The following is a 26,011-nucleotide window of genomic DNA, read 5'->3' on the forward strand; positions in this document are numbered from 1 at the left end:
CTTGCGGTAAGCACGCTCGCCATGCCCGATGTTGCAGCGCAAGACGACGAGCCGCTTGCCCTCTATCGCCGCCGGATCGCCGAGGGCGTGCTGCGGCCCGACCCCGCCCAGGCCGCGGCGGTCGAGAAGCTGCAGCGGCTGCACCGGCAGCTGCGCAGCTACACCCCGCCCGAACCCGACAACGGCAACGGCCTGCTGGCCCGGCTCGGTTTCGGCAAGAAGAAGCCGGCGATCGACCCGCCGCGCGGCCTGTACTTCTGGGGCGGCGTCGGGCGCGGCAAGTCCATGCTGATGGACCTGTTCTTCGAGACCACGCCGGTGCCGCGGAAGCGCCGGGTGCATTTCAACGCCTTCATGCTCGAGGTGCATCAGCGCATCCATGAATGGCGCCAGTCCGGCGCCGCGGCCGAGGCGGACAACGCGGACCCGATCCCGCCCCTGGCCCGCCGCATCGCTGCCGAGGCTTGGCTGCTGTGCTTCGACGAGTTCCATGTCGTCGACATCGCCGACGCCATGATCCTGGGCCGGCTGTTCCAGGCGCTGTTCGGGCTCGGCGTGATCGTGGTCGCGACCTCGAACTGGGCGCCGGACGACCTGTACAAGGACGGGCTGCAGCGCGACCGCTTCCTGCCCTTCATCGCCATGATCAAGAAGAAGCTGGAGGTGGCGGAGCTGGACGGCGGCCGTGACTATCGGCTCGACCGGCTGCGCGGCCGGCCGGTCTACCACTCGCCGCTCGGCGCCCTGGCGCACCGGGCGCTGAGCGACCTGTTCGCCGACCTGACCGACGGCGCCGAGGGCGCCCCCGTCACCCTGTCCGTCCCCGGCAACCGCACGCTGGAGGTGCCGCGCGCCGCCAGGGGCGTGGCCTGGTGCGACTTCGACGCGCTGTGCGCCCGACCGCTCGGCGCCGCCGACTACCTGACCCTGGCCGACGCCTTCCACACCGTGATCATCGAGGGCGTGCCGCGCTTCACCGAGGCCAAGCGCCACGAGATGAAGCGCTTCATCGTGCTGATCGACAGCCTGTACGAGGCGCGCCGCCGGGTGGTGATCGCGGCCGAGGTGCCGGTCACCCAGCTCTATGCCGGCGACAGCCAGGCGCTGGAATTCGCCCGCACCGAGAGCCGGCTGATGGAGATGCAGTCGGCCGAGTATGTCGAGGCGCGCAAAGCCGCGTAGCTAGAGCACGAAGTCGCCGGCCACGAGGCTGACCGCCCCGGTGAGTGTGATGGCGAAGTCGGAGGCCCGGTCGCCGTCGAGGTCGCCGGCAATCGTGGTGACGCCGCCGCCCACGGCGTAGCGGAGCTGGCCCGCGACGCCGGTGTAGGCGGCGGTGCCGATGAATCCGAAGGCCTGGTTTCCGGCGGCCGCCGTGTTCGCGTCGATCGCCGACAGGTCGATGCGGTCGCTCTGGGCGTGGCTGAAATCGGCGATCCGGTCGGCGCCGGCGCCCGTCAGGCTCTGGGCCGCGGAACCGTAGACGAAACGGTCCGCACCGGCGCCGCCGGTCATCGCATCGGCCCCTCCCGCCCCGACCAGCACGTCGTTGCCGTCTCCGCCGTGCAGCGCGTTGGCGTTGGTGTTGCCGATCAGGCTGTCGTTGAACCGGCTGCCCGCGAGATTCTCGATATCGCTCAGGGTGTCGCCCTGGGCGTCGCCGCCGGTGCCGGAGGCGAGATTGACCGCGACACCGGCCGACGCGGTGTAGTAGCTCGCCGTGTCGATGCCGGCACCGCCGATCAGCGTGTCGGCGCCGGCCTCGCCCCGGAGGATGTCGTTGCCGGCCAGGCCGCTCAGCGTGTTGGCGCCGCCGTTGCCCGCCAGCAGGTTGCCGAGGCTGTTGCCCGTGCCGCTGAGATTGGCGCTGCCGAGCAGCGCCAGGTTCTCCACGGCGCCGCGCACGGCCGTCGTGCTGGCCAGGCTGAAGCCGATCGTCGAGCGCACCATGTCGACGCCGTTCGAGCCGGTGAGACTCTCGTCGACCACGTCCCCGGCATTGTCGACGACATAGGTGTCGTTGCCGACATAGCCGATCATGGTGTCCGCGCCGGCGCCGCCGTCGAGCACATTGTTTCCGGTATAGCCGGTGATCGTGTTCGCCAGCGCATTGCCGGTGCCGTTGATGTTCCCCGGGCCGAGCTGCAGGTTCTCGATCGTGCCCAGCAGGCGGGCGGAAGCGACCAGGCTGAAGCTGATATAGGCCGAGACCGTGTCGGTGCCGCCCGACCCGGCGACGCTTTCGTCCACGGTGTCCCGCACGTCGTCGACGACATAGCCGTCGTTGCCGGCCCCGCCCTGCATGAAATCGGCGCCCATGCCGCCATCGAGGATGTTGTCGCCGGCCGAGCACAGGATCCGGTCGTTGCCGTCGTCACCGGACACATAGCCGCGGAACCGGCCCAGATGGCTGTCGAACAGATCGTCTCCGGCTCCGAGCCTGATATCGCCCTCTATCGTCCCGGTGTTGGTGATCTGGTCGATACCGTCTCCCCTATCTCCGAGATAGGCATAAATGCGGGCGGAGATCACGCCGCTGTTGTTCACGGTGATCGTCATCTCGGAATCATCTATCCGCACGATGCCCCAGTCGTTCGCCTCGATTCGCCCCGTGTTCTCGATCGCTGAGGTCAGCGCGGTGGGTTCGCCGTCATTGAGTGAACCGCCGATATAGATGCCGGCCAGATCGCCGGCGACCGTGCCCTCGTTCGTCAACCGGCCGAACCGGCCTGAGAGCACGATGGCGCTGTCGCCTCCTCCGACATAGGCGTCCTCGGCGATCGTGATCCGGTTGCTCGTGTCGTCGATGGAGCCGCCCAGCTGGATCCCGATCCGATGGCCGAAGACCGTGCCCAGAATGGTCGCCGTATGATCGCTGCCGACCCCGTAGATCGCTGTCCCGTCGGTCGACCCCAAAGTCGCGCCGCTGGAGACGAAGACATCGTCCTCGGTGCCGAGATTGGCGACCAAGCCGGTACCGATCGTATTTCCCGCATAAATCTGCGTCGGCATTTGCGCTTCCCCATCTGTCCGGACCGAAGGTCCGCCATGCGATCACATCCCGCGGGATGGCGCGTCATACGAACGAGTGAAGCCGGAATGGGAGATTCGGTTCAGGATATGCGGTTCGGCAGGCCCTTGGACGGATCCGGTTGATGAAGCCGGCTCCCGGGCTCAGCTCTTCAGCACCACCAGGCGCTCGAAGGCGGCCAGGGTCTCGGCGCTGACATGGTGCTCGATGCCCTCGGCGTCGATCTCCGCCGCCTCGTCGCTGACCCCGATCGATTTCAGGAACTCGACCACGATGCGGTGGCGCCGGCGGCAGGAATCGGCCATCTCGCGGCCGGCGTCGGTCAGGAAGATCGAGCGGTACGGCCGGGCGCTGACCAGCCCTTCGCGCTGCAGCCGGGCGATGGTCTTGTTCACCGTGGCATGGGCCACGCCGAACCGCTCCGCCAGTTCGACGATCCGCGCCTCGCCCTGGCTGTCGATCAGCTCGGCGATCATCTCGACATAGTCTTCCGCCGTCTCGGTCTGCCGGGCCTGGCGCACCCGGCTGAACCCCGCGGCCTGGAGCCCGGTGTCGGTCGGGCGGTCCTGTTCCGTCATCTCGTCTGTCCTCGAGAGCCGAATCCCTTCCGGCTCCATTGCTGAATCGGGGCCGCGATGCTTGCGGTCCCTGAGGCCGGCGCGGTTGCGGCGCATCATACCGGCTGATCGGAAAATGACAAGGTGATGACGCTTGCCAAGAATTTAGCCGTGGCTACATTATACAGGAGAAGGGGAAATCGATCGGATACCGATTTGCAGCCGCTGCACGGCAGCGGAGAGAAACGAGCGCGCATGATGAGAAGCGACATCGCCGCCCAGGAGATCGCCCAGCAGGGCAGCGCCGCCGGGTCCGGCTGGCGCACCGCGCCGGCCGCCCCGAGCCTGCCCGAGGTGCACCGGACCATCGCCGTGCCGAAGGGCGTGGGCTGGCTGCGCAAGCTATTCGCCTTCGTCGGCCCCGGCTATCTCGTGGCCGTCGGCTACATGGATCCGGGCAACTGGGCGACCGACCTGGCCGGCGGCTCGGCCTTCGGCTATACGCTGCTCTCCGTCATCCTGCTGTCGAACGTGATGGCGATCCTGCTGCAGGCGCTGGCCGCCAAGCTGGGCATCGTCACCGGGCGCGACCTGGCCCAGGCCTGCCGCGACCACTATTCGCGCCCGATCGCCATGGCCCTGTGGCTGCTGTGCGAGGTCGCGATCGTCGCCTGCGACCTGGCCGAGGTGATCGGCACCGCGATCGCGCTGCAGTTGCTGTTCGGCATCCCGCTCTTGTGGGGCGTGGTGCTGACCGCGCTCGACGTCATGGTGGTGCTGTACCTGCAGAATCGCGGCTTCCGGCATCTCGAGGCCTTCATCGTCGGCCTGATGCTGATCATCGCCGGCTGCTTCCTGGTCGAGCTGATCCTGGCCCAGCCGGCGATCGCCGAGATCGCCCGCGGCTTCCTGCCCTCGCCCCAGATCGTCACCAACCCGGAGATGCTGTACATCGCCATCGGCATCATCGGGGCGACGGTGATGCCGCATAACCTGTACCTGCACTCCTCGATCGTGCAGACCCGGGCCTATGACCGGGGCGAGACCGGAAAGCGCGAGGCGATCCGCTACGCCACCATCGATTCGACCGTGGCCTTGATGTTCGCCCTGTTCATCAACGCCGCGATCCTGATCCTGGCCGCCGCCGCCTTCCACACCACCGGCCGGACCGAGGTGGCCGAGATCCAGGACGCCTATCAACTGCTGGCGCCGGTGCTGGGCGTCGGCATCGCCAGCACGCTGTTCGCCGTGGCGCTGCTCGCCTCCGGCCAGAACTCGACCCTCACGGCCACCCTGGCCGGGCAGATCGTGATGGAGGGCTTCCTGTCGATCCGGCTGAAGCCCTGGCTGCGGCGGCTGATCACCCGCGGCATCGCCATCGTGCCGACGGTGATCGTGACCGCGATGTACGGCGAGAGCGGCACCGCCCAGCTGCTGGTGCTGAGCCAGGTGGTGCTGAGCCTGCAGCTGCCCTTCGCCGTGGTGCCGCTGGTCGCCTTCACCAGCGACCGGGCCAAGATGGGCCGCTTCGCCAACCCGGCCTGGCTGAAATGGACGGCCTGGGCGGTCTCGGCGGTGATCATCGTGCTCAACGTCAAGCTGCTGTTCGACTGGGTCACCGGGGTGTAGCCGGAACCAGCGATCCGACATACTGACCCATCCTGGCAAGCCCCGAAGGGGCGTGGCCATCCAGAGACCGGTGCCGCTGGATCGCCACGCCGGCTCGCGATGACGGGAGCCAGAGAGCCGATCAGTGGTCGCTGGTAAACCCCGATGTGGTCAGATCACGAAGTCGATGCCGGGCGGTACCGGGATCGAGTGATCCATGGTCAGGGCGGGCAGCGGCTCCGTACACGAGCCGACGATGCGGGCGGGGACGCCCACCGCCGTCCGGTGCGGCGGCACCGGGGCCAACACCACGCTGCCGGCGCCGATCTTGGCGCCCTCGCCGATCTCGATATTGCCGAGGATCTTGGCGCCGGCGCCGATCAGCACGCCGTCGCGCACCTTCGGGTGGCGGTCGCCGCTTTCCTTGCCGGTGCCGCCGAGGGTGACGCCGTGCAGGATCGAGACGTCGTTGCCGACCACCGCGGTCTCGCCGATGACGACGCCGGTGCCGTGGTCGATCAGCAGCCCCCAGCCGATCCGGGCGGCGGGATGGATGTCGACCCCCATGCTCTCCGACACCCGGCTCTGCAGGAAGCTGGCGAGGGCGTGGCGGCCCTGGCCGAGCAGCCAGTGGCCCACCCGGTACCATTGCAGCGCGTGGAAGCCCTTGAAGAACAGGAACGGCGTCAGGTGGTTGCGCGCCGCCGGGTCACGGTCCTTGATCGCGTCGAGGTCCAGCACCGCATGGCCGGCGATCGCCGGGTCGGCGCGCATCGCCTCGGTCGCCAGCGCCAGCAGCCGGTCATGGCAGGCGGTGTCGCATTCCAGCTTGGTGGCCAGCAGGCGGGCGAGCGCATCGCTGAAATCGGCGGCGCCGAGCACGATGCGTTCGACGACCGGGGCCAGGATCGGCTCCTGCCGCGCCAGGACAGCGGCGGAGTCGCGCATCAGCGCGAACACCTCGGCGTTCCTGTCGAACGCGATCGCGGCTTCGGCCTTCCGCGCCAGGGCGGTGTCGGGCATGGCCTCTTCCCCTTTGCCGGACCGGGCGGCGGGAAGGTCCGCCCGGCACAATGACCATGGAGATGAGATAGGCCTTCCCCGGCCGATTGTCATCAGCGCAGATAAATTACAATCATATACATATGTCTATTGCTATTATTTACATTCAGCATCCAGAATCTGTGATCAATCCTCTCGCCCGGATCTTGCCTGATCCCGCCGGATCGGGCATGCGCTGGGCGACACAGGATCTGCCCGGAGAGCTTCCGATGCCCGTCGCCGTCTTCGCCTCGGCCACCGACGATCCCGCCCAGTGGCTGCCGGCGCTGCGCGCGGCGATGCCGGCGCTGGAGGTCCGGGTCTGGCCCGGGATCGGCGATCCGGCCGAGATCGACTACGCGATCGTCTGGAAGCCGCCGGCCGGCATGCTGGCGGGGCTGCCGAACCTCAAGGTGATCTACTCGCTCGGCGCCGGCATCGACGCCATGCTGCGCGACCCGACCCTGCCGGCCGACGTGCCGCTGGTGCGCATGGTCGATCTCAGCCTGACCGAAGGCATGGTCGAGTTCGTGGCCGAGCAGGTGCTGACGATCCACCGCCAGGCCCGGACCTACCGCGCCCAGCAGGCGGCCGGGGTGTGGCTGCAGCACGATCAGCGGCTGGCCCGCGACGTCACCGTCGGCATCCTCGGCCTCGGCACGCTGGGCGGCGCCGCGGCCCGGGCGCTGAAGGCGCTGAACTTCCGCGTCGCGGGCTGGAGCCGCACGCCCAAGGCGGTCGAGGGGGTGGAGGGCTTCGCCGGCGCGGCGCAGCTCGACGCCTTCCTGGCCCGGTCCGAGATCCTGGTCTGCCTGCTGCCGCTGACGGCGGAGACCGAGGACATCCTCGACCGGAAACTGTTCGCGGCCCTGCCGCGCGGCGCCTGGGTGATCAATGCCGGGCGCGGCCATCACCTGGTCGACGCCGATCTGATCGCGGCGCTCGATTCCGGCCACCTCGCCGGCGCGGTGCTGGACGTGTTCCGGACCGAGCCGCTGCCGCCGGACCACCCGTTCTGGACCCATCCGAAGGTGGTGCTGACCCCGCACGTCGCCGCCAACAACAACGCCAAATACGCGACGCTGCGCCTGGCCGAGCAGATCGCCCGATTCGAACGCGGCGAGCAGATGGAGGATGTGGTCGACCGGTCGCGGGGGTACTGACCCGGCGGTCACGACGTCGCCCGGCGCAGCGTCGACAGCAGGGCCAGCGCGGCGCAGAGCGCGCCGGCGGCGAAGGCGGCGGAATAGCCGAACCGCGTCACCACCAGCCCGATCACCGGTCCGGTCGCGGCCAGGCCGATGTCGAAGAAAGCGACATAGGCCCCGAGTGCGGCGCCGCGGCTGGCGGCCGGCACGCGCTTCACCGCCTCCACCCCAAAGGAGGGGAAGACCAGCGAGAAGCCGGCCCCGGTCAGGAAGGCGCCGGCCAGCGCCACCTGCGGCACCGCCGCCGCCCACAGCAGCAGCAGGCCGAGCACCTGCACGGCCAGCGACCCCGCGGCCACCCAGGCGCCGCCGAAGCGGTCGGGGAAGTGCCCGAACAGCAGCCGCGCCAGGATATAGGCCCCGCCGAAGGCGCTGAGGGCGAAGCCGGCGCCGCCCCATCCCTCCGCCTGGAAGTCGAGGGCGATGAAGGATGAGATCGCGCCGAACCCGACCGAGGCGAGAGCCAGCCCGGCCCCTTGCCACAGGATCATGCCCAGCACCCGCAGGAAGGGCAGTCGCGCCCCGCCCGCCCCGCGCACCGCCAGCAGCGGCATCGCGACCAGCCCGGCCAGCAGCGCCGCGACGACGATGGCGCCGGCCACCGCGCCGAAGCCGCCCCAGCCGCGCAGCGCCAGTCCGGCCGGGCCGCCCGCGGCGATGGCGCCGTACATGGCGATGCCGATCCAGACCATGGCCCTGCCGGCCCGCGGCCCGCCGACCGCGGCGATGCTCCAGGCCAGCCCGCCGACCATCAGAAGCCCCTCGCCCAGCCCGGCCGCGGCCCGGCCGAGCAGCAGCAGGGCGAGACCGAGCCGGGGGTCGGCCGGCAGCGAAGCACCGGCGTAGAGCAGGCCGGACAGGGCGGCGCCGGCCACGCCGGCCAGCACCGCGGCCTTGCCGCCGAGCCGGTCGCACAGCCCGCCGGCCCAGGGCCGCGTCAGCAGCGTGACCGCCGGCTGCAGCGCCACGGCCAGGGCCACGGCCAGCGGGCCCTGGCCCAGGGTCTCGTGGACATGGACCGGCAGCACCGCCAGCGGCAGGCCGACCATGCCGTAGCCGAGGAAGACGATCAGGGCGAAGGGCAGCAGCTGCCGGGCCGCGCCGGACGGGGCCGCGGCCGCGTCGGAGGATGCGGTGGAGGACATGACGGATCTCTCGGTTGAACGGTCGGCCCGAAGCTGACCCGTCTCGGGTATGCTTTCCAGTGCAGTCTTCTGACTTTATAGTTGCGTTCGATGCATTCCATGGATCTGAACCTGCTGGTGGCGCTCGACGCGCTGCTGGCCGAAGGCAGCGTCGCCGGCGCCGCCCGCCGCATGAATCTGAGCGCGCCGGCGATGAGCCGGACGCTGGCCCGCATCCGCGACGCCGTCGGCGACCCGGTGCTGGTGCGCGCCGGCCGCCGGCTGGTGCCGACGCCGCGGGCGATCGAGCTGCGGGACCGCGTCCGCGCGGTGGTGGAGGATGCGCAGGCGCTGCTGCGGCCGGAGGGCGCCACCGACCCCTCGACGCTGGAGCGCACCTTCACCATCCGGGCCAGCGACTACGCCGCCGGTGTGTTCTCGGCCGGGCTGGCCGCGGCGGCGGCACGGCAGGCGCCGGGGGTCACCCTGCGCTTCACCGACCAGGGCCGGGAGGACGTCAAAGATCTGCGCGAGGGTCGCATCGACCTCGATATCGGCGTGCTGGGCAGCGAGACCGGCCCCGAGATCCGCGTCCAGACCCTGCTGCAGGACCGCTTCGTCGGGGTGGTGCGGGAGGGCCATCCGCTGCTGCGGGGCGCCATGACGGCCGAGCGCTTCGCCGCCGCGCCCCATATCAGCGCGTCCCGGCGCGGCCGCAGCCGCGGCCTGATCGACGATGCGCTGGAGCGGCAGGGCCTATCGCGCCGGGTGACGCTGGTGATGCCCAGCTTCTACGCCGCGCTGTTCACCGCCGCCTCTTCGGACATCGTCGCCGCGCTGCCGCTTGCCGTCGTCGCGCGCGCGGCGGCGCTGGGGTTGGCGGTGCGGTCCTTCGAGCTGCCGGTGACGGTGCCGACGGTCACCGTCGTCCAGTCCTGGCATCCGCGCTTCGACAAGGATGCCGGCCACCGCTGGCTACGCCAGCTGATCAAAGCGACGATCGGGGAGACGGCGGAGCGGCGGTGACGGGACCTACCCGAACCGCCGCACCGCTGTGATGCCCCTGCCCTCGTCCGCTTCGACACGGGCGGCTACCTCGCGCACCGGGTCGAGCGAGACGCAGGCCGCCCGGACATTGGCGTGGATCAGGGTCTCGCCGTCGGCCATCAGCCCGACATGGCCGGGGAAATAGACCAGGTCGCCGCGCCGCAGCCCGGCGCCCTCACCCGTGCCCACGAGCGTCCCCGCGGTCCGCGCCTGACGGTAGGTGTCGCGCTCGATGGCGTGGCCGGCCGCGGCGCAGGCCAGTTGGACCAGGCCGGAGCAGTCGATGCCGAGGCTGGAGCGGCCGCCCCACAGATAGGGCACGCCGAGGAAGCGCTGCGCCGTCGCCACCACATCGGGCTCGGCGGCGTCGAGCGGCCCCAGCGCCACCTCCGGCACCCAGCCGCCGGGCTCGCCGGCCTCGCGGATCCGGGCATAGCCCTTCGCCGTCTCCACCACCTCGACCGGGCTGCGGAAGCTCAGCGCGCGGACCGGCGGGCGCTTGAAGTCGGGATCCGGATAGAGGAAGGCGCGGAAGGCCCGGATCCGGTGGGTCGGCGCGGCGACCCGGTCGGACAGTGCCGCCGCCTCGACATAGCCGACATAGCCGTCGGCGGTGAGCTGGCCCCAGGCCCAGCCGTCCTTCACCTCGTAGACCGTGATGGTCTCGCCATGCAGCATCTCGGTCGCCTGGCCGCGCGACGCGTCGGGGGCCGAACGCATCGGCACGATGCCGCGGACCGCCTGGTGCAGCGTGCCGGCGGCGTAGCGTTCCGCCGCATGGACGCCGCGCAGGCTCTCGGACGCGAGGTCCGGCCGCCAGGGCACCAGGTTGCGGTCGATATCGGGCGAGGTGGTCACGCCGCGGCGCCGATCATGCTGGCGGCCTGGCGCACCAGGTCGGCGAAGCCGTCGAGATAGGCCTGGCCGGCCTCGGTCCGCTCGATCAGCACGTTGCGCCGGTCGGCCGGGTCGACGGTGCGGCGGGTCAGGCCCAGCTCGCCCAGCCGGTCGAGCGCGCGGGTCACCGCCGGCTTGGAGATGTGCAGGGTCGAGGACAGGCCGCGCACCGTGTGCGGCGCCGGGGTCAGGTAGATGGTGAGCAGGAGCGCGATCTGCCGCGACGACAGGTCCGGCGCCTCGCGCCGGACCGCCGCGGTCAGGGCGTGGCGCCACAGCTCCAGCGCCTGGTGCGAGGTCAGGGCGACGGTCATGCCGTCCTCTCCCTCGGCTCCGGCGATACGGTCGATCGAATCAGCGCCGGCCTCCAAACCGCTCCTCCAGCAGGGCGTAGACGGCCCGCATCGTCATCGCCTCGCCGCCCTTCGGCCGGCCCGGGCGGTCGGCGCCGTTCCAGGCATAGAGGTCGATATGCACCCAGGGCACGCCCGGCGCCACGAAGCGCTCGAGGAACAGGGCCGCGGTGATGGCCCCGCCGAAGCGCGTGTCGGGCGCGTTGTTGATGTCGGCGATGCCGGATCTCAGCAGCCGGTTGTAGGGCTGCCACAGCGGCAGGCGCCACAGCGGGTCCTCGACCCGGCGCGACACCGCGGCCAGCGCGTCGGCGGTGGCGTCGTCGTTCGAGAACATCGCCGGCACGTCGGTGCCGAGGGCGACCCGGGCGGCGCCGGTCAGGGTGGCGAAATCGACGATGATCTCGGGCTTCTCCGACGACGCCTCCTCCAGCGCGTCGCACAGCACCAGCCGCCCCTCGGCGTCGGTGTTGCCGATCTCGACCGTCAGCCCCTTGCGGCTGCGGTACACGTCCATCGGCCGGAAGGCGTCGCCGGACACCGCGTTCTCGACCGCCGGCACCAGCACGCGCAGCCGCACCGGCAGCTGCGCCATCATCACCATGCGGGCGACGCCGAGGGCATGGGCGGCGCCGCCCATGTCCTTCTTCATCAGCAGCATGTTGCCGGAATCCTTGAGGTCGAGGCCGCCCGAATCGAAGACGACGCCCTTGCCGACCAGCGTCACCTTCGGCGCCGACGGATCACCCCAGGTGATGTCGATCAGCCGCGGCGCCCGGCTGGAGGCGCGGCCGACGGCGTGGATCAGCGGGTAGTTGCGGGTCAGCAGCTCGTCGCCGACGGTGACGCTGAAGCGGGCGCCGAACTCCTTGGCCAGCGCCTCGGCCGCGGCGGCCAGCTCGGCCGGGCCGAGGTCGTTGGCCGGGGTGTTGACCAAGTCGCGCACCAGCGTGGGGGCGCTGGCCGCGCGCTCGACCGCGGCGCGGTCGGCCGCCTTCGGCCAGACCAGCTTGGCCGAGGCCCGCTCCGGCCCCTTGTAGCGGCCGTAGTGATAGCCGCCGAGCGCCCAGCCGAAGGCGGCGGCGGTGGCGGTCGCCGGCTCGGCCGAATCATCCAGCGAATAGGTGCCTGCCGGCAGGGACGTCGGCAGCCCGGCGAAAGCCCAGGCATCGGCCGCGGAGTCGATGCCAACCAGGATCGCGTCGACCCGCCCGCCTTCGCCCGGCAGCGCCAGGGTGCGGCCCGATTCCGCGGCGAAGCCGTTGGCCTCGGCCCAGGCCCGCTGCGCCGGCGTCGCGGCGGCGCGCCAGCCGTCCAACGCGGCCTTGCTGAGCGGGATCAGAGAGACGGTCTCTCCCTCGGCGGCATCGACCAGTTGAGGCAGCACGGCGCAGGCCTTCTTGCGTTCGGGAACTCGGGGCGGCACACCATGCTCCAGCCCGTTTGCCTTGCCAACCCCTCAGCCGGAGCGGACCCGCCATGCGCCTCGTCATCGGCAACAAGCGCTATTCCTCCTGGTCGCTGCGGCCCTGGCTGGCCCTGGCGCATCACGGCGTCGCCTTCGAGGAGGTCCTGATCCCGCTGTACCGTGACGGGTCGAAGGAGGCGATCCTGCGCCATTCGCCGAGCGGCAAGGTGCCGGCGCTGATCGACGGCGGCACCACGGTGTGGGACAGCCTGGCGATCCTCGAATACCTGGCCGAGCGCTTCCCGGATCTCGCCCTGTGGCCGCGCGACCCGGCGCGGCGGGCGCTGGCGCGGTCGGTCTCGGCCGAGATGCACAGCGGCTTCACGGCCCTGCGCAACGAGCTGCCGATGGACCTGGCGCCGGTCGATCCGGGCAAGGCCCGCAGCGACGCCACCGGGGCCGACATCGCCCGCATCACCGCGATCTGGCGGCAGTGCCGCGCGGCGGCTGGCGCCGAGGGCCCCTTCCTGTTCGGCGCCTTCGGCGCGGCCGACTGCATGTATGCGCCGGTGGTGGTGCGATTCGACCGCTATCGGGTGCCGCTCGACCCCGCCTGCCGGACCTATGCCGACGCGATCCTGGACCTGCCGGCGATGCGGCGCTGGGTCGAGGCGGGGATGGCCGAGCCCTGGGTGCTGATGTTCTGAGAGCGCCGCCCCTTCCCGATCGCCTTCAACCGTCATTGCGAGCGCAGCGAAGCAATCCAGAGGCTGGTGCACGCACCCCCTGGATTGCTTCGTCGGCTTCGCCTCCTCGCAATGACGATGAGGGACGAACGCCGACAAACCGCCAGGCGGCCCTGCCTCAGCCCCGGCCGATGTCGTCGATCTCGTAGGGCGTGGTCTGGTACAGCTGGTTGATCCAGTTGCCGAACAACAGATGGGCGTGGCTGCGCCACCGGTTCTGCGGGCGGCGAGCGGGGTCGTTCCCCGGGAAGTAGTCGTGCGGCAGGGCGATCGGCTTGCCGGCGGCGACGTCCCGGAAATATTCGTCGCCGAGCGTGTCGGTGTCGTATTCGACATGGTTGAACATGTGCAGCGACCGGCGCCCCGGGTCGTCCAGCAGGCACAGGCCGGCATCGTCCGACTCCATCAGCACCTTCATGCCGCTCTCGGCCGGGATGTCCTCGCGCCGCGTCTCGGTCCAGCGCGACACCGGAATGGTGAAGTCGTCCGAGAAGCCGCGGAGATAAGGCGAGGCCGGCTCGACGATGCGGTGGCGGTACACGCCGAACTTCTTCTGGGGCAGCGCGTGCTTGGGCACGCCGTGGAAATGGTGCACCGCCGCCTGGGCCCCCCAGCAGATGTTGAAGCAGCCATGGACGTTGGTCTGCGTCCAGTCGAAGACCCGGCGCAGCTCGTCCCAGTAGGTCACCTGCTCGAACGGCATCGTCTCGACCGGCGCGCCGGTGACGATGAAGCCGTCGAACTTCTCTGTCCGGACATCCTCCCAGTCGCGGTAGAAGGACAGGATGTGGTCGCTGGGCGTGTTGCGCGGGACGTGGTTGGTCATCTTGACCAGCGTCAGCTCGACCTGCAGCGGCGAGGCGCCAAGCAGCCGGGCGAACTGGGTCTCGGTCTTGACCTTGTTCGGCATCAGGTTCAGCAGGCCGATCCGCATCGGCCGGATGTCCTGCCGCACCGCCTGCGCCTCGAGCATCACCATGACCCCTTCCGCTTCGAGGACGGACCGGGCGGGCAGGTCGTTCGGAATCTTGATCGGCATAGCTTCGGTCGGTTTCCACGCGTCGTGGGCAGGACCGATTGTGGAATGACCCGCTTGGTTGTCGGTTCGACCACATCCTCCCTTTCGGGAGCGCCACCTTGCTCGGGGAAGCAGGTTGGCGTCGGGCAGTGCCCAACTCCTGATGTGCGTCAAGTTCTACGGGGTCGGCCGGCACATTTCAACTGGATGAATGTGGATCGACATCCGGTCCGCCGGGCTTAGCTGAGAGGCATCGTTCAGAGACCGTTTGGGAATGCGCTGGTGTGAGTCGGCTGGCGGGGGTTTCGAGAACCGGAGCGCAGCGGACGTGAAGTCCGTGAGCACCGGAAGCGGAGAAACCGCCGTCAGACGGCCGCACCAGCAGCATTCCCGAATGGTCTCTAGGGCGTCGCCCGGGCGGGCAGGCTGAGCACCGCATGCTCGGCATAGTAGCGGGCGGCGCCGGGATGAAGCGGCACGCCGAGGCCCCGCGTGGCCCCTTCGAGCGCGATCTCCTTGCCGCGCGGGTGGCCCGCCGCCAACAGGTCCAGCGTCGATTTCTGCCACAGCGCGCGGGTGATCTCGTAGACCGTGGCCTCGGCGATCCGTTCCGCCACCAGCCAGATCGCCCCGACCGACAGGCCCGGCACCTCCGCCGCGACGCCGTCATACAGGCCTGCGGGGATCGGCTCCTGGGTGAAGAACGGCACCTTGGCGATCAGGGCCTCCGCCTCCGGCCCTGTGACCGGCAGCAGCCGGATCGGCCGCCGCCGCGCCAAGTCGGCGATCACGCCGAGCGGCGGGCCGCCGGTCATCACCATGGCGTCGAGCCCACCTTCGGCCAGCAGGTCCGCGGACGGCTCCGGCCGCTCGTAGATCTCGGTCACATCCGTCTGCTTCAGGCCGTAGGCGGCCAGGATCAGGCGGATGTCGTAGATCGTGCCGGAGCCTTCGGCGCCGACCGAGACGCGCTTGCCCTTGAGATCCGCCACCGACTGCACCGGGCTGTCGGCCGGCACCACGACATGGACGAATTCGGAGAAGAGATGGGCGATGGCGCGCAGGCTGGTCACCGGCGGCTGGCCGGCGAAAGGCCCCTCGGCGGTGTAGGCGGCGAAGGCGACGTCAGCCTGGGCCAGGCCCGAATCGAACTCGCCGTCATGGATCCGCCGGATGTTGTCGATCGACCCGGCGCTGGCCTGGGCCACCGCGATCAGGCCGGAGACCCCGCAGCTGCCGCCGGCGCTGCCGCAGGGGGGCAGGCCGGGGGGGCCGGAGATGGCGCCGGCGATGATGCCGCCGATCGGGAAGTAGGTGCCGCCGGTGGTGCCGGTGCCGATCCGGAAGAACAGCGGGTCCTGCGCCCGCGCCGATCGCATCCCGCCGAGCCCCGCCGCGGCCATCCCGGCGGCGGGAAGCACCGAGGTCAGCAGGCGGCGGCGGGTCAGCATGGCGGTTCCCTTCAGGCGGCGTCGCGCATGGTCGGCGGCGTCTCGTCCGGCGCGCGCGGGTCGAGCTCGGCCGCGACCGGCGTCGTGGTCGGCACGGCGACGAAGCTGCCCTGCTCCTCGTTCGGCATCGCCGCGCGCCGGGTCATGCGGTAGATCGTGAACAGGGCCAGCAGCGCCGCGACCGAGCCGGTCCAGACGAACAGCCCGGACGGGCCCAGCAGCTGCATCACCCGCGACGCCACGATCGGCCCGAACACCGCGCCGACGCCATAGCACAGCAGCAGGCCGGCGGCGGCCGGCACCAGCTGCTCCGGCCGCATGAAGTCGTTCGCGTGGCTGAGGCTGAGCGGATAGATGGTGTAGGACAGCCCGCCGAAGGCCGCGAGCAGCACCAGCAGCAGCGTCATCGACAGCCCGCCGAACAGTGCCAACGCCGCGCTGATCAGGGCCAGCGAGACGGTGATGCCGAGGAACACCTGGCGCCGGTCGAAGCGGTCGGACAGCCGGCCGACCGGGTATTGCAGCAGGAACCCGGCGAAGATCGCCGTCATCATGAAGCCGGCGATCCAGTCCGGCGACGGATCGATGGTGCGGGCGTAGACCGGCCCCATGCCGGAGAAGGCGGCGCTGATCAGCCCGACGGAGAAGCAGCCGGCGACGCCGAGCGGCGAGATCGCGATCAGGGCGCGCAGGCCGAAGCGCTTGACCTTGATCACCGGCGGCGTCTCGACCGGGGTCAGCGACAGCGGCACCAGCGACAGCGACACCAGCATCGCCACCACCGAGAATAGGGCGAAGCCGGCCGGGTCCATCGCCGTCAGCCAGGGCTGCGACAGGCCGAAGGCGGTGTAGTTCACCGCCATGTAGGAGGACATCACCCGGCCGCGCACGGCGTTCGAGGCACGGGCGTTCAGCCAGCTCTCGATGATCGTGAACAGCACCGCCATGCTGATGCCGGTGACGAGGCGCAGCACCGCCCAGACGATCGGGTCGACCCAGAGCGCATGGAACAGGGCGGCGGCGGAGGCGATCGCGGCGAAGGCGGCGAAGGTTCGGATATGGCCGACCAGCAGCACGATCCGCGGGCAGATCAGCGTGCCCAGGGCGAAGCCGCCGGAATAGAAGGCCAGCACCAGGCCGATGGTGCCGACGTCGAAGCCGTCGAGATCCATCCGCACCGCGACCAGCGTGCCGAACAGGCCGTTGCCCATGATCATGATGGCGGCGCTGAACAGCAGCGGCGCCACGGCCAGGAGGACCGAGCCGAGGGAAGGCGGCGGAGAGGCGGAATCGGTGGCGGCCATCACGTCCGTTCTAGGTCGGGCGACGGGCCGGGACCAGGGAAGATTCGTGACGATTTCAGGGCAAGGCGGCCCGCTGGTCCCCGCCCGCAGATAAGGTGGTGCAGGACGCCGGACCGGCCACCCCTTCCCGCGCTGGATCAGCCGCCCCGCTTCGGCCGGTAGAAGACGTGATCGCCGATCGAGGCGCTGCGGCGGAAACGGCTGGTCCAGGCTGGCATGCCGCGGCCCAGCGCCCGCATCGCCGCGGGGGCCAGGAAATACTGGGCGCCGTCGGTCGGGTCGTCGGCGAAATAGCCGTCCAGCATCTGCCAGACGACGAGCCGCGCGGTGCGCTGCAGGATCTCGTCCTGGGCGCTGAGCGGCTGCGGGAACTGCGGCATCGCGCCGCTCCGCACCGCCTTGGCGAAGGCGCGGAAGCGCGGGCGCGACAGCGGCTCGAACTGGCCGGGGTCTGCCAGGACCTCGCAGGGTGAATCGCCGAAGTCGTTGGCCACGGCGATGCGGTTCATCACCACCCAGCCCACCGCCGCCATGCCGCGCGTGCCCTGGTTTCCCGCCTCGGTGTAGGCGGTGAAGGCGAGGCAGCGCAGCGCGCGCTCCGCCTGCGCCGGCTCGGCCGGCAGGGGCACGCCGCCGATGCTCATCGGCGCCGTCCCCAGCTGCCGCAGCAAGGGCGAGGGCTGGTCGAGCGCACTGCCGCGGCCGGAGACGAAGATGGTGCAGGCCAGGTCGCCCGGGCCGCAGCCGGTCAGGCGGCGGCCGCTGCCATCGGCCTCGGCGTCGCGCAGCCAGGGCGCGCCCGCAGGCTCGATCAGCGACACGGCGCGGGCCAATGCCGTGTCCAGCCGCTCGATCTCCTCCGGCTCGGGCCGGTCGACCCGCAGCAGCGAGGAGCGCGGCCGCGCCCAGACCGGTGCCGCCCCGGGCGCGGCGGGTTGCACGATAGCCACGGCGTCGGCCGCGACCACCGCCTGTCCCGATCCGGATGGGGTGGCCAGCGCCGGCTGGGGCGGGACGGCGTCGGCGGTCGCGGGCGCCACCGCGGCCACCGGCGCGATCGACAACGGCGACGCGGCCGCGGTCTCGGCCAGGAGGCCGTCGGTCGGCCCCAGCGAGGCGACGACCACGGGCTTCGCCTCGTTCGGTGCGACGTCGATCAGGGTCGCGGCGCCGGACCGGGCCGCCGGAGCGACGACGGGTTCCACCGGCGCCGTGTCCGCCACGCCTTCGGCCGCGGCCAATGGCGGCTCGGTGGTTTCCTGCGCCGGCGGCGTGGCCACCGGCAACCCGGCGGGCGGCGGCAGCGGGTCGGCCAGGCGGGCCGGCGGGTCGAGCCGCGCGGCCTCGGCCCCGGGGCCCGGCAGTCCGACCGGCACCAGCACCGGCTCGCCCTCCTGCGGCACCGGAGCCGAACGCGTCACCTCCTGCAGCGCGCCGGCCCAGGGGTCGAGCGGGGGCTGCGGCGGCGCCGTGATGCGCGGCACCGCGGCGAAGGCGGTGCCGAACAGGATCTGCAGCGGATTGCCGGGCGTCGCGGCGGCAGGGGCCGGAGACATCTCGGCCAGGCGCCGCGTCGTGGCGATGACCGGCTGCGGCCGGGCCGCGTCCGCCGGGTCGACGACATGCGCGGGCTCGACCGCGATCCCGGCGAGATCGACGGCGACGACGGGCGGCGAAGGCGGGCGCGCAGAATCGATCGCGATCGCGCCGCCGAGGGCCGCAGCCCCGACCAGAGCGATCGACAGAAGAAGGAGGCCCTTCGACGTCATGCCCGCCTCCCCCCTTGTCGGCGCGCGGGGCGGAGCCCGTCCGGGCGCAATCCGCCCGGCGTCGCCGGGAGACGGGGCAACGTTCTGCGCCGACGGTCGGGGCCCGGAATGGTGTCGGCAAACCGGGGAACACCGACCGCCCAAGTGCATTTCATTGCGGTCACGGGGGGCGCGGGTATCATGGCGCGCCCTGCGAGTCCAGACGTACGGAAGGCCATATGTCCCGCAAAACCGCTGAGATCCGCCGTTTCGCCTGGGTTCGCCCGGCACGTTTTTTCGCTTTTTTTATCGCGATTGCCACCTTTCCGGCCCTGGCGCAGGACAAGCCCGCCGCCGAGTCGGCGCCGAAGGAGGGGATCGACATCGAGCTGAACAAGCTCGAGCCCGGCAACAACGGCTGCCGGGCGTTCATGGTCATGCACAACGGCACCAACCGGAGCTACAGCAATCTGCAGCTCGACCTCGTGGTCTTCGACCCGAAGGGCATCATCGTCGACCAGCTGGCCGTGGACATGGCCCCGCTGAGCGCGGGCAAGACCATGGTCAAGGTGTTCGAGATCGCCGGTCATGATTGCGGGAATTTCGGCCGTGTGCTGCTGAACGATGTGTTGACTTGCAAGGCGGGTGACGCAGCGGTCGAACGCTGCATCGATCTATTGGTTCCCACCAGCCGGGCGGCGATCGGTTTCATCAAGTAAAGAAGGCCAGATCATGGCACTGGACCCGCAGATCGCCCGGATGCTGGAGCGCATCGCCGCCGCCACCGGCGATGCGCCGCCGACCGAGCGCCTGTCCCCGGCCGAGGCGCGCCGCAGCATGGCCGCCTTCCTGCGCCGGCAGACCACGGCATGAGCAAGCCTCCTCGCCCCCCGAAATCCGGCGCCGGGCGCGCAGGCGGCCCCGGCAAGCCCACCGGCGACGGCGACGAACGGCGGCAGCCGCGCGGACGCAAGCCCACCGGCCGGGCCGAGGCCCAGGCCGACCGGCCGGCGCGCGGCGAGCGGCGCCCGGGCAAACCGCCTCGTGGCGCCCCGGTCGAGCGCGAGGAGGCCGAACGCGCGCCCCGCCGCGTCTCTCGTGGTTCCGGCGGCCGCGGCGCCCGGCAGGATGAGTCGGAGCCGGCGGCGAAGCGCCGGCCGCCCCGCGACGGCAAGCGGCCGGGCCGCATCGCCGCCGGCAAGGCCGACGATGAGAGGGCTCCGCGCCGCGCGACGCGGACCGGTCCGGCAGCGCCGGGTCGGCGCCCCCCGCCGGGCAAGACGCGCGGACCGCGGTCCAAGGCAACCACGCCGCAGGAGGCTGCGCGCGCCGCCATGCCGGAATGGCTGTGGGACGGCGAGGAGCCGGTGGAAGAAGCTGCCCCTCGCCGCCGCGGCCGCCCACGCGGCCCAGTGCCGGAGGAGCGTGTTGAGCCGGCCGAGGCGCCCGCGGCCCGCACCCGGCCCCGTCGGCCGCTGACCTCGTCGCGCCGGGTCGCGGGCGACGCCCCGGCAGCCAAGCCGGGCGAGCGCTGGCGCGAGGAGCGGCGCAAGCGCCCGACGCCGGAGCCGGACCAGTGCCGCTACGTCGTCTTCCACAAGCCCTATGGCGTTCTGAGCCAGTTCACGCCGGAGGGGCGCTGGCGCGGCCTGAACGAGTTCGGCCTGCCGCCCGGGATCTACGCCGCCGGGCGGCTGGACGCCGACAGCGAGGGGCTGCTGCTGCTGACCGATGACGGGCCGCTGATCAAGCGCCTGCTAGACCCGAAGCAAGGCCATCCGCGGACCTATCTGGCGCAGGTCGAGGGCGACCCGGCGGAGGAGGCGCTGGCCGTCCTGGCCGGCGGCATCGCCCTGACCGACGGCCCGACCCGCCCCTGCGGGGTGGAGCGGCTGGCGGAGGAGCCGGACCTGCCGCCACGCGACCCGCCGATCCGGACCCGCAGGTCGATCCCGACCGCTTGGCTGCGCCTGACCCTGACCGAGGGCCGCAACCGCCAGGTGCGGCGGATGACGGCGGCGGTCGGCCATCCGACGCTGCGGCTGGTCCGCATCGCCCTCGGCGGGCTGGCGCTCGGCGATCTGGCGCCCGGCACCTGGAGCACGGTGGAGCGGAGCGAAATCCTGTCCGGCCTGCGCTGATAACGCCTGGATTACCGGAAACTTACGTGAAATTCACGGGTGCGGTCCGCCCGCGGGGGATATCACGGTTGCAGTCGCAGCCGAGGATCCGCCGGGCGGCGGACGCACCCGATGAAGCCAAGCACACGCCGGTTCTGGAAGGATTTCTTCGCCCTCCTGATGCCGTTCTGGCGGTCGAAGGAGAAGTGGCCGGCGATCGGGCTGCTGGCCGCGGTTCTGACCCTGACCTTCGGCACCGTCTTCCTCAGCGTCCAGTTCAGCTACTGGCGGAACCGCTGGTACACGGCGCTGCAGAACTACGACGCCCCGGCCTTCTGGCATGAGATCCTGGTCTTCGCCGGGCTGGCGGCCGTCTGGGTCTTGGTCAACGTCTACAACGCCTATCTGAACCAGGGGCTGCAGATCCGCTGGCGCCGCTGGATGACCGACCACTTGATCGGCGAGTGGCTGCAGGACAAGGCGTATTACCGGCAGCAGCTCGCCGGCAGCCCGACGGACAACCCCGACCAGCGCGTGTCCAGCGACATCCAGCTCTTCGTCAGCAGCACGCTGACCCTGGGCATCGGGTTCCTCGGCAACTTCGTCAACCTGTTCTCCTTCATGGCGATCCTGTGGGGCCTGTCCGGAACGCTCTCCATCCCGCTGTTCGGGATGGAGATCGTGATCCCGCACTTCATGGTCTGGGCCGCCATCGCCTATGCCGTGATCGGTACCCTCCTGACCCATTGGGTCGGCCGGCCGCTGATCGGGCTGAACTTCCAGCAGCAGAAGCGCGAGGCGGATTTCCGCTTCGGCCTGGTCCGGTTCCGTGAGAACACCGAGGCCGTCGCCCTGTACGGCGGCGAGGCCGGGGAACGACAGGGCCTGCTGCGGCTGTTCGGAGGCGTCGTGGAGAACTACTACGCGCTGATGCGGCGGCAGAAGCTGCTGGGCTTCCTGACCTTCGGCTACAGCCAGGCCTCGGCCGTCTTCCCCGGCATCCTCGCCGCGCCGCAGTATTTCGCCAGGACCTTCGAGCTCGGCGGCTTCATCCAGACGGTCCAGGCCTTCGGCAACGTCCAGGATTCCCTGTCCTGGTTCGTCAGCGCCTACACCGACCTGACCGAATGGAAGGCGACCGTCGACCGCCTGACCGGCTTCCGCCGCAGCATCCAGGACGCCCAGGCGCAGGCGCGGGCGACGCAGATCCAGGTGGCGGCCGAGCCGCGCCGCGACCTTGCGATCAACTCGGTCCACCTCGCCCTGCCCGATGGCCGGGCGCTGATCGAGGGCCAGGACCTCTCCGTCCGCCCCGGCGACCGGCTGCTGCTGACCGGCCCGTCCGGCGCCGGCAAGTCGACGCTGTTCCGTGCCCTGGCCGGGATCTGGCCCTTCGGCCGGGCGCAGATCCGCATTCCCCGGGACGCCAAGGTGCTGTTCCTGCCGCAGCGGCCCTACCTGCCGCTGGGCACGCTGCATGCCGCCGTCGCCTATCCGGCCAGGCCGGAGGAGGTCTCCGCCGCGGCCGCCGCCGAGGCGCTGCGCGCGGTCGATCTCGGCCATCTGGTGCCGGCGCTGGAGCAGGAGGAGTCCTGGGCCCGCCGCCTGTCGCCGGGCGAGCAGCAGCGCCTGGCGGTGGCCCGGGCGGTCCTGGGCCGGCCGGACTGGCTGTTCCTGGACGAGGCGACCAGCGCGCTGGACGAGGCCACCGAGCAGCGGATGTTCGCGCTGCTGTGCGAGCGGCTGCCCGGCACCACCTGGCTGACCATCTCGCACGACCCCAAGGTCGCCGTCTTCCACAACCGCCGCTGGCGGATCGAGAAGGACGGCGCGGCACCAGGACGCCTCGTCGAGGCGCCGGCCGCCGCGGCGGCCTGAGAGACCCTCCCACCGCTCGCAATGACGGCACAACTTAAGAATTGACTTATTTAAGTACTATCTTCATAAAGGCCCCATGAACGCCTTCGCCGCCCTTGCCGACCCCACCCGGCTCCGCATCGTCGAGATGCTGGCGGCGGGAGAGCGCGGCGCCGGCGAGATCGCCGGGGAATTCGCGATGAGCGGGCCGGCCGTCTCCCAGCACCTCAAGGTGCTGCGGGAGGCCGGGCTGATCAGGGTCCGGCCCGAGGCGCAGCGGCGCATCTACACGCTCGACCCCCAGGGGTTCGATGCGTTGGAGGAGTGGCTGCGTCGGATCCGCCGCTTCTGGGCCGGCCGGCTGGACGAGCTGGAGCGGCAGCTGCGCGCGGTCCCGACCGAGACCGACCCCACCGACACGGGAGAGACATCATGAGCGACTACGGCACCATCATCGGCCCCGGCGCGGTCCGGTTCGAGCGGCTGCTGCCGGGCCCGATCGAGCGGGTCTGGGCCTATCTGACCGAGTCCGACAAGCGCGGCACTTGGCTGGCCAGAGGCGCCGTCGAGCCCCGTGCCGGCGGCCAGGTCGAGCTGCATTTCCTGCACGCCGAGCTGTCGCCGCTGCCGGACGAAATTCCGGCCAAATACAAGTCGCTGGAGAAGGGCGCCAGCTCCACCGCCCGGGTGACGCGCTGGGAGCCGCCACGGCTCCTGAGCCACAGCTGGCCCGGGTCGCCTGGCGAGGAGTCGGAGGTGACCTTCGAGCTGACGCCGCAGGGCGACGATGTCCTGCTGGTGCTGACCCACCGCCGCCTCGGGGCGGCGAAGATGGCGAGCGCCGCCGGCGGCTGGCACACCCATCTCGGCATCCTGGTCGACCGGCTGCACGGCCGCGTGCCGCAGCCCTTCTTCATCACCCACACGCCGCTGGAAGCCGAGTACGAGAGGCGCATCGCCTCGGCGAGCTGACGATCCCGATCGGAGGAGACGACCATGACCGCGACCTTCGCCGGCGGCCGCAACATCGCGCTGAAGGTGCCGCCGCACCAATACGACGCCACCGTTCGCTTCTACCGCGACGTGATCGGCCTCAGGCCGCTGGACAACCACCCGCCGGCGATCGGCTTCGAATTCGGCGCCAACCAGCTGTGGATCGACCGGGTCGACGCCCTGAGCCAGGCCGAGCTGTGGCTGGAGATCGTGGCCGACGACGTGCCGACGGCGGCGGAGCATTTCGCCGCCGCCGGCGTGGCCCGCCGCGACGAGATCGAGCGCCTGCCCGACGGCTTCGACGGCTTCTGGATTTCCGACCCCGCCGGGATCATCCACATCGTCTCGGGCAAGCGCAGCCAGTATTGAACAGCGGTGAGCCCCCCTCCCCCTACCGCAGAGGGAGGGGGAGGATCATTGGAAGGGCCGGAGCTTTAATGCCCGACGCAGAGCCTCTCCCCGTATTCATCACGCCCAGCCCTAGCCTTTCACTCTCCCCCTCCCCTCGCGGGAGGGGGTAGGGGGCTGTCGATCGGACGTGCGGTTACGCCCCCTTCGGCTCCGTCGTCAGCGGCAGCAGCCTGGCATGCGACGCCTCCAGCAGCCGCACCATCGCCGCCGCCGCCGCCTCCGGCTCCCGCCCGATGATCGCGGTGCGCACCGCGTCGTGCAGCGCCACGTCCTCGCTCGGCCGGGCGGCGTGGCGCTGCAGCATCTCCGACGACACCCTGAGCGCCGACTTCACCGCCGCGCCGATGGTCACGAACAGCCCGTTGTGCGACGCCGTGATGATCGCCAGGTGGAACTCCAGCGCCGCCTCGGACGACACCTTGACCGGCTGGTTCTCCTCATAGGCGCGGGCCAGCTGGCGGAAATGGCGCTCTATCGCGGCATGGTCGTCGGCCGTGCCGTCGCGCGCCGCGAGGTGGGACGCCCGCGGCTCGAAGCACATCCGCATCTCGAAGATGTCCTCGACGATCTTGGCGTCGAACTGCGCCTGCAGCCGCCAGGCCAGCACGTCGCGGTCCAAAAGGTTCCATTCGCCGAAGGGCAGCACCCGCGTCCCGGTCTTGGGCGACACCTCGATCAGCCGCTTGCCGGCCAGGCTCTTGATCGCCTCGCGCAGCGTGGTCCGGCTGACGCCGTAGGTCTGGCACAGCTCGCTCTCGATCGGCAGCGACTCGTTCGGCCGGAACTCGCCGGACACGATGCGCATCCCCAGGCTGTTCGAGACCTGGGCGCTCATCGTCCCGACCAGGACCATCTCCCGTTCCAGCATCAGACCGTCTCCACCCTTCCGGCTTTTATCGATAGGCCGGGAAGGCCCGGTTGACAAAACCCGTCGATCCCACCGATGATCGAATCATATGATAATACCATTGGGGAGGAAATGGGGTGGCCGACATCGAGATCCGGGATGTCAGCAAGCGCTTCGGGCCGGTCACGGTGTTCGACGGCCTGTCGCTGTCGGTCTCTTCGGGCGAGTTCATGGTCTTCCTGGGACCGTCCGGCTGCGGCAAGTCCACCCTGCTGCGCATGATCGCGGGGCTGGAGAGCCTCGACAGCGGCGAGATCCGCATCGCCGGCACCCGGGTCGACACCCTGCCGCCGGGTGCCCGGCGGGTGGCGATGGTGTTCCAGCACTACGCCCTGTACCCCCACATGACGATCTTCGAGAACATGGCGTTCGGGCTGCGCAACATCGGCCTGAAGCAGCCGGAGATCGAGCAGCGCGTCCAGGCCGCGGCGCGGACGCTGGAGATCGAGGAGCTGCTGCAAAGGAAGCCGGGCCAGCTGTCCGGCGGCCAGCGCCAGCGCGTGGCCATCGGCCGCGCCATCGTCAAGGAGCCGCGGGCCTTCCTGTTCGACGAGCCGCTGTCGAACCTGGACGCGGCACTGCGCGTGCGCACCCGGGTCGAGCTGGCGCGGCTGCACCGACGGCTGCGCGCGACCATGATCTTCGTCACCCATGACCAGGTCGAGGCGATGACGCTGGCCGACCGGATCGTGGTGATGAACGAAGGCCGGATCGAGCAGGTGGGCACGCCGATGGAGATCTATACCCGGCCGGCCACCAAGTTCGTCGCCCGCTTCGTCGGCGTGCCGGCGATGACCTTCCTGGACGCCACCGTAATCGGGGAGCAGGGCGGCGCCGTGCTGCGCCTGCCGGACGGGACCGAGCTGCGCACCCCGGTGCCGGCCGACGGGCTGCCGGCGCACCAGCCGATCACGCTGGGCCTCAGGGCCGAGGCGGTGCGGATCGACGGCCAGGGCCACATGCAGGGCACGGTCGAGGTGGTCGAGCGGCTGGGCGACCGCACCCATCTGCATGTCCGGCTGCAGGACGGGTCGACCCTGATCGCCGAGGATGCGGGGCTGAGCGGCGTCGCGGTCGAGGACCGGGTCGGCCTGCGCATCGACCCCGCCGCCGTCCACCTGTTCGGCGCCGACGGCGTCGGCCGCCACGCTGTCACGTCGGTCGGGGCGTGAGGAGGGGATG

At 70.9% G+C, this 26,011-nt stretch carries 25 protein-coding genes and 1 riboswitch; of the genes, 13 read left to right on the plus strand and 12 right to left on the minus strand.

The genetic code is table 11. The features are described from left to right. Positions 1-21 precede the first annotated feature (21 nt). The gene (gene zapE, locus LG391_RS24855; protein WP_225770743.1) at positions 22-1,182 is read left to right on the plus strand and encodes a cell division protein ZapE; all 1,161 of its coding nucleotides are present in this window, start codon (positions 22-24) and stop codon (positions 1,180-1,182) included. Here the strand turns inward: zapE and LG391_RS34885 are convergent, their stop codons facing one another. Beyond that, a complete protein-coding gene (locus LG391_RS34885; RefSeq protein ID WP_304608561.1) occupies positions 1,183-3,012 on the minus strand; it encodes a calcium-binding protein in 1,830 nt (609 codons plus the stop codon). A 162-nt stretch (positions 3,013-3,174) separates the two neighbouring features. Then, entirely contained in the window at positions 3,175-3,609 is a 435-nt protein-coding gene (mntR, locus tag LG391_RS24875; RefSeq protein WP_225770744.1) for a manganese-binding transcriptional regulator MntR, read from the minus strand. Positions 3,610-3,843: 234 nt separating this feature from the next. On the opposite strand from mntR, the gene LG391_RS24880 reads away from it, so the two are divergent. Next, a complete protein-coding gene (locus tag LG391_RS24880) occupies positions 3,844-5,217 on the plus strand; it encodes an Nramp family divalent metal transporter (protein WP_374200777.1) in 1,374 nt (457 codons plus the stop codon). Positions 5,218-5,367: 150 nt separating this feature from the next. Here the strand turns inward: LG391_RS24880 and cysE are convergent, their stop codons facing one another. Beyond that, positions 5,368-6,219 (minus strand): serine O-acetyltransferase, encoded by an 852-nt coding sequence (cysE, locus tag LG391_RS24885; protein WP_225770745.1) that lies wholly within the window; start codon positions 6,217-6,219, stop codon positions 5,368-5,370. 248 nt (positions 6,220-6,467) lie between these two features. Between cysE and LG391_RS24890 the strand changes: the two genes are divergently transcribed. Further along, positions 6,468-7,400, plus strand: a complete 933-nt coding sequence (locus LG391_RS24890; protein WP_225770746.1) for a glyoxylate/hydroxypyruvate reductase A — start codon at positions 6,468-6,470, stop codon at positions 7,398-7,400. Between the two features lie 8 nt (positions 7,401-7,408). Here LG391_RS24890 and LG391_RS24895 read toward each other — a convergent pair whose 3' ends face one another. Beyond that, complete coding sequence (locus LG391_RS24895; RefSeq protein WP_225770747.1) at positions 7,409-8,590, minus strand: MFS transporter; 1,182 nt, start codon at positions 8,588-8,590, stop codon at positions 7,409-7,411. Between the two features lie 99 nt (positions 8,591-8,689). Here LG391_RS24895 and LG391_RS24900 point away from each other — a divergent pair, with 99 nt between their 5' ends. Further along, a complete protein-coding gene (locus LG391_RS24900) occupies positions 8,690-9,595 on the plus strand; it encodes a LysR family transcriptional regulator (protein WP_308013067.1) in 906 nt (301 codons plus the stop codon). 6 nt (positions 9,596-9,601) lie between these two features. Here the strand turns inward: LG391_RS24900 and LG391_RS34890 are convergent, their stop codons facing one another. Genes LG391_RS34890 through LG391_RS24920 form a run of 3 tightly spaced genes read right to left on the minus strand, consistent with a single transcriptional unit; the run spans position 9,602 to position 12,253 of the window. Next, entirely contained in the window at positions 9,602-10,474 is an 873-nt protein-coding gene (locus LG391_RS34890) for an NlpC/P60 family protein (RefSeq protein WP_304608562.1), read from the minus strand. Then, on the minus strand, positions 10,471-10,827 hold the full coding sequence (locus LG391_RS24915; protein WP_225770749.1) for a MarR family winged helix-turn-helix transcriptional regulator: 357 nt from the start codon (positions 10,825-10,827) through the stop codon (positions 10,471-10,473). Before LG391_RS24915 ends, LG391_RS34890 begins: the two co-directional genes overlap by 4 nt. 40 nt (positions 10,828-10,867) lie before the next feature. Next, positions 10,868-12,253 (minus strand): M17 family metallopeptidase, encoded by a 1,386-nt coding sequence (locus tag LG391_RS24920; protein ID WP_225770906.1) that lies wholly within the window; start codon positions 12,251-12,253, stop codon positions 10,868-10,870. Between the two features lie 92 nt (positions 12,254-12,345). Here LG391_RS24920 and LG391_RS24925 point away from each other — a divergent pair, with 92 nt between their 5' ends. Continuing rightward, positions 12,346-12,981: a glutathione S-transferase family protein gene (locus LG391_RS24925; protein WP_225770750.1), complete on the plus strand. Its 636-nt coding sequence runs from the start codon at positions 12,346-12,348 to the stop codon at positions 12,979-12,981. 157 nt (positions 12,982-13,138) lie between these two features. Here LG391_RS24925 and metA read toward each other — a convergent pair whose 3' ends face one another. The 4 genes from metA to LG391_RS24945 form a co-directional block, all read right to left on the minus strand. After that, entirely contained in the window at positions 13,139-14,059 is a 921-nt protein-coding gene (gene metA / locus LG391_RS24930; RefSeq protein WP_225770751.1) for a homoserine O-succinyltransferase, read from the minus strand. A 44-nt stretch (positions 14,060-14,103) separates the two neighbouring features. Further along, positions 14,104-14,210: riboswitch (SAM-I-IV-variant riboswitch) on the minus strand. A 229-nt stretch (positions 14,211-14,439) separates the two neighbouring features. Further along, complete coding sequence (locus LG391_RS24935; RefSeq protein ID WP_225770752.1) at positions 14,440-15,489, minus strand: TAXI family TRAP transporter solute-binding subunit; 1,050 nt, start codon at positions 15,487-15,489, stop codon at positions 14,440-14,442. Positions 15,490-15,500: 11 nt separating this feature from the next. Further along, positions 15,501-16,793, minus strand: a complete 1,293-nt coding sequence (locus LG391_RS24940; protein WP_225770753.1) for an MFS transporter — start codon at positions 16,791-16,793, stop codon at positions 15,501-15,503. Between the two features lie 137 nt (positions 16,794-16,930). Continuing rightward, positions 16,931-18,562, minus strand: a complete 1,632-nt coding sequence (locus LG391_RS24945) for a cell wall hydrolase (protein ID WP_225770754.1) — start codon at positions 18,560-18,562, stop codon at positions 16,931-16,933. Between the two features lie 218 nt (positions 18,563-18,780). Between LG391_RS24945 and LG391_RS24950 the strand changes: the two genes are divergently transcribed. The 7 genes from LG391_RS24950 (at position 18,781) to LG391_RS24980 (ending at position 23,880) form a co-directional block, all read left to right on the plus strand. Further along, positions 18,781-19,260 (plus strand): Tat pathway signal sequence domain protein, encoded by a 480-nt coding sequence (locus LG391_RS24950; protein WP_225770755.1) that lies wholly within the window; start codon positions 18,781-18,783, stop codon positions 19,258-19,260. Between the two features lie 13 nt (positions 19,261-19,273). Continuing rightward, positions 19,274-19,414, plus strand: coding sequence for a hypothetical protein (locus LG391_RS24955; RefSeq protein WP_225770756.1), 141 nt, complete (start codon positions 19,274-19,276; stop codon positions 19,412-19,414). After that, on the plus strand, positions 19,411-20,682 hold the full coding sequence (locus LG391_RS24960) for a pseudouridine synthase (protein ID WP_225770757.1): 1,272 nt from the start codon (positions 19,411-19,413) through the stop codon (positions 20,680-20,682). Before LG391_RS24955 ends, LG391_RS24960 begins: the two co-directional genes overlap by 4 nt. Before the next feature lie 111 nt (positions 20,683-20,793). Beyond that, positions 20,794-22,539: an ABC transporter ATP-binding protein/permease gene (locus LG391_RS24965; RefSeq protein ID WP_225770758.1), complete on the plus strand. Its 1,746-nt coding sequence runs from the start codon at positions 20,794-20,796 to the stop codon at positions 22,537-22,539. Positions 22,540-22,615: 76 nt separating this feature from the next. Beyond that, entirely contained in the window at positions 22,616-22,954 is a 339-nt protein-coding gene (locus LG391_RS24970) for a helix-turn-helix transcriptional regulator (protein ID WP_225770759.1), read from the plus strand. Then, the gene (locus LG391_RS24975) at positions 22,951-23,490 is read left to right on the plus strand and encodes an SRPBCC family protein (protein WP_225770760.1); all 540 of its coding nucleotides are present in this window, start codon (positions 22,951-22,953) and stop codon (positions 23,488-23,490) included. The genes LG391_RS24970 and LG391_RS24975 overlap by 4 nt, the downstream gene beginning before the upstream one ends. A 24-nt stretch (positions 23,491-23,514) precedes the next feature. Further along, entirely contained in the window at positions 23,515-23,880 is a 366-nt protein-coding gene (locus LG391_RS24980; protein WP_225770761.1) for a hypothetical protein, read from the plus strand. 175 nt (positions 23,881-24,055) lie between these two features. On the opposite strand, the gene LG391_RS24985 is transcribed toward LG391_RS24980, so the two are convergent. Next, positions 24,056-24,790 (minus strand): FadR/GntR family transcriptional regulator, encoded by a 735-nt coding sequence (locus LG391_RS24985; protein ID WP_225770762.1) that lies wholly within the window; start codon positions 24,788-24,790, stop codon positions 24,056-24,058. A 116-nt stretch (positions 24,791-24,906) separates the two neighbouring features. Between LG391_RS24985 and LG391_RS24990 the strand changes: the two genes are divergently transcribed. Continuing rightward, positions 24,907-26,001, plus strand: a complete 1,095-nt coding sequence (locus tag LG391_RS24990) for an ABC transporter ATP-binding protein (protein WP_225770763.1) — start codon at positions 24,907-24,909, stop codon at positions 25,999-26,001. Positions 26,002-26,011: the final 10 nt, after the last annotated feature.

It is taken from the genome of Inquilinus sp. Marseille-Q2685 (genome assembly GCF_916619195.1).
Lineage (GTDB): Bacteria > Pseudomonadota > Alphaproteobacteria > DSM-16000 > Inquilinaceae > Inquilinus.

Coding starts and splice junctions, on each gene's coding strand:
- zapE (WP_225770743.1), top strand. CDS start 22: ATGCCCGATGTTGCAGCGCAAGACGACGAGCCGCTTGCCCTCTATCGC.
- LG391_RS34885 (WP_304608561.1), bottom strand. CDS start 3,012: ATGCCGACGCAGATTTATGCGGGAAATACGATCGGTACCGGCTTGGTC.
- mntR (WP_225770744.1), bottom strand. CDS start 3,609: ATGACGGAACAGGACCGCCCGACCGACACCGGGCTCCAGGCCGCGGGG.
- LG391_RS24880 (WP_374200777.1), top strand. CDS start 3,844: ATGATGAGAAGCGACATCGCCGCCCAGGAGATCGCCCAGCAGGGCAGC.
- cysE (WP_225770745.1), bottom strand. CDS start 6,219: ATGCCCGACACCGCCCTGGCGCGGAAGGCCGAAGCCGCGATCGCGTTC.
- LG391_RS24890 (WP_225770746.1), top strand. CDS start 6,468: ATGCCCGTCGCCGTCTTCGCCTCGGCCACCGACGATCCCGCCCAGTGG.
- LG391_RS24895 (WP_225770747.1), bottom strand. CDS start 8,590: ATGTCCTCCACCGCATCCTCCGACGCGGCCGCGGCCCCGTCCGGCGCG.
- LG391_RS24900 (WP_308013067.1), top strand. CDS start 8,690: ATGGATCTGAACCTGCTGGTGGCGCTCGACGCGCTGCTGGCCGAAGGC.
- LG391_RS24915 (WP_225770749.1), bottom strand. CDS start 10,827: ATGACCGTCGCCCTGACCTCGCACCAGGCGCTGGAGCTGTGGCGCCAC.
- LG391_RS24925 (WP_225770750.1), top strand. CDS start 12,346: ATGCGCCTCGTCATCGGCAACAAGCGCTATTCCTCCTGGTCGCTGCGG.
- metA (WP_225770751.1), bottom strand. CDS start 14,059: ATGCCGATCAAGATTCCGAACGACCTGCCCGCCCGGTCCGTCCTCGAA.
- LG391_RS24935 (WP_225770752.1), bottom strand. CDS start 15,489: ATGCTGACCCGCCGCCGCCTGCTGACCTCGGTGCTTCCCGCCGCCGGG.
- LG391_RS24940 (WP_225770753.1), bottom strand. CDS start 16,793: ATGGCCGCCACCGATTCCGCCTCTCCGCCGCCTTCCCTCGGCTCGGTC.
- LG391_RS24945 (WP_225770754.1), bottom strand. CDS start 18,562: ATGACGTCGAAGGGCCTCCTTCTTCTGTCGATCGCTCTGGTCGGGGCT.
- LG391_RS24950 (WP_225770755.1), top strand. CDS start 18,781: ATGTCCCGCAAAACCGCTGAGATCCGCCGTTTCGCCTGGGTTCGCCCG.
- LG391_RS24955 (WP_225770756.1), top strand. CDS start 19,274: ATGGCACTGGACCCGCAGATCGCCCGGATGCTGGAGCGCATCGCCGCC.
- LG391_RS24960 (WP_225770757.1), top strand. CDS start 19,411: ATGAGCAAGCCTCCTCGCCCCCCGAAATCCGGCGCCGGGCGCGCAGGC.
- LG391_RS24965 (WP_225770758.1), top strand. CDS start 20,794: ATGAAGCCAAGCACACGCCGGTTCTGGAAGGATTTCTTCGCCCTCCTG.
- LG391_RS24970 (WP_225770759.1), top strand. CDS start 22,616: ATGAACGCCTTCGCCGCCCTTGCCGACCCCACCCGGCTCCGCATCGTC.
- LG391_RS24975 (WP_225770760.1), top strand. CDS start 22,951: ATGAGCGACTACGGCACCATCATCGGCCCCGGCGCGGTCCGGTTCGAG.
- LG391_RS24980 (WP_225770761.1), top strand. CDS start 23,515: ATGACCGCGACCTTCGCCGGCGGCCGCAACATCGCGCTGAAGGTGCCG.
- LG391_RS24985 (WP_225770762.1), bottom strand. CDS start 24,790: ATGCTGGAACGGGAGATGGTCCTGGTCGGGACGATGAGCGCCCAGGTC.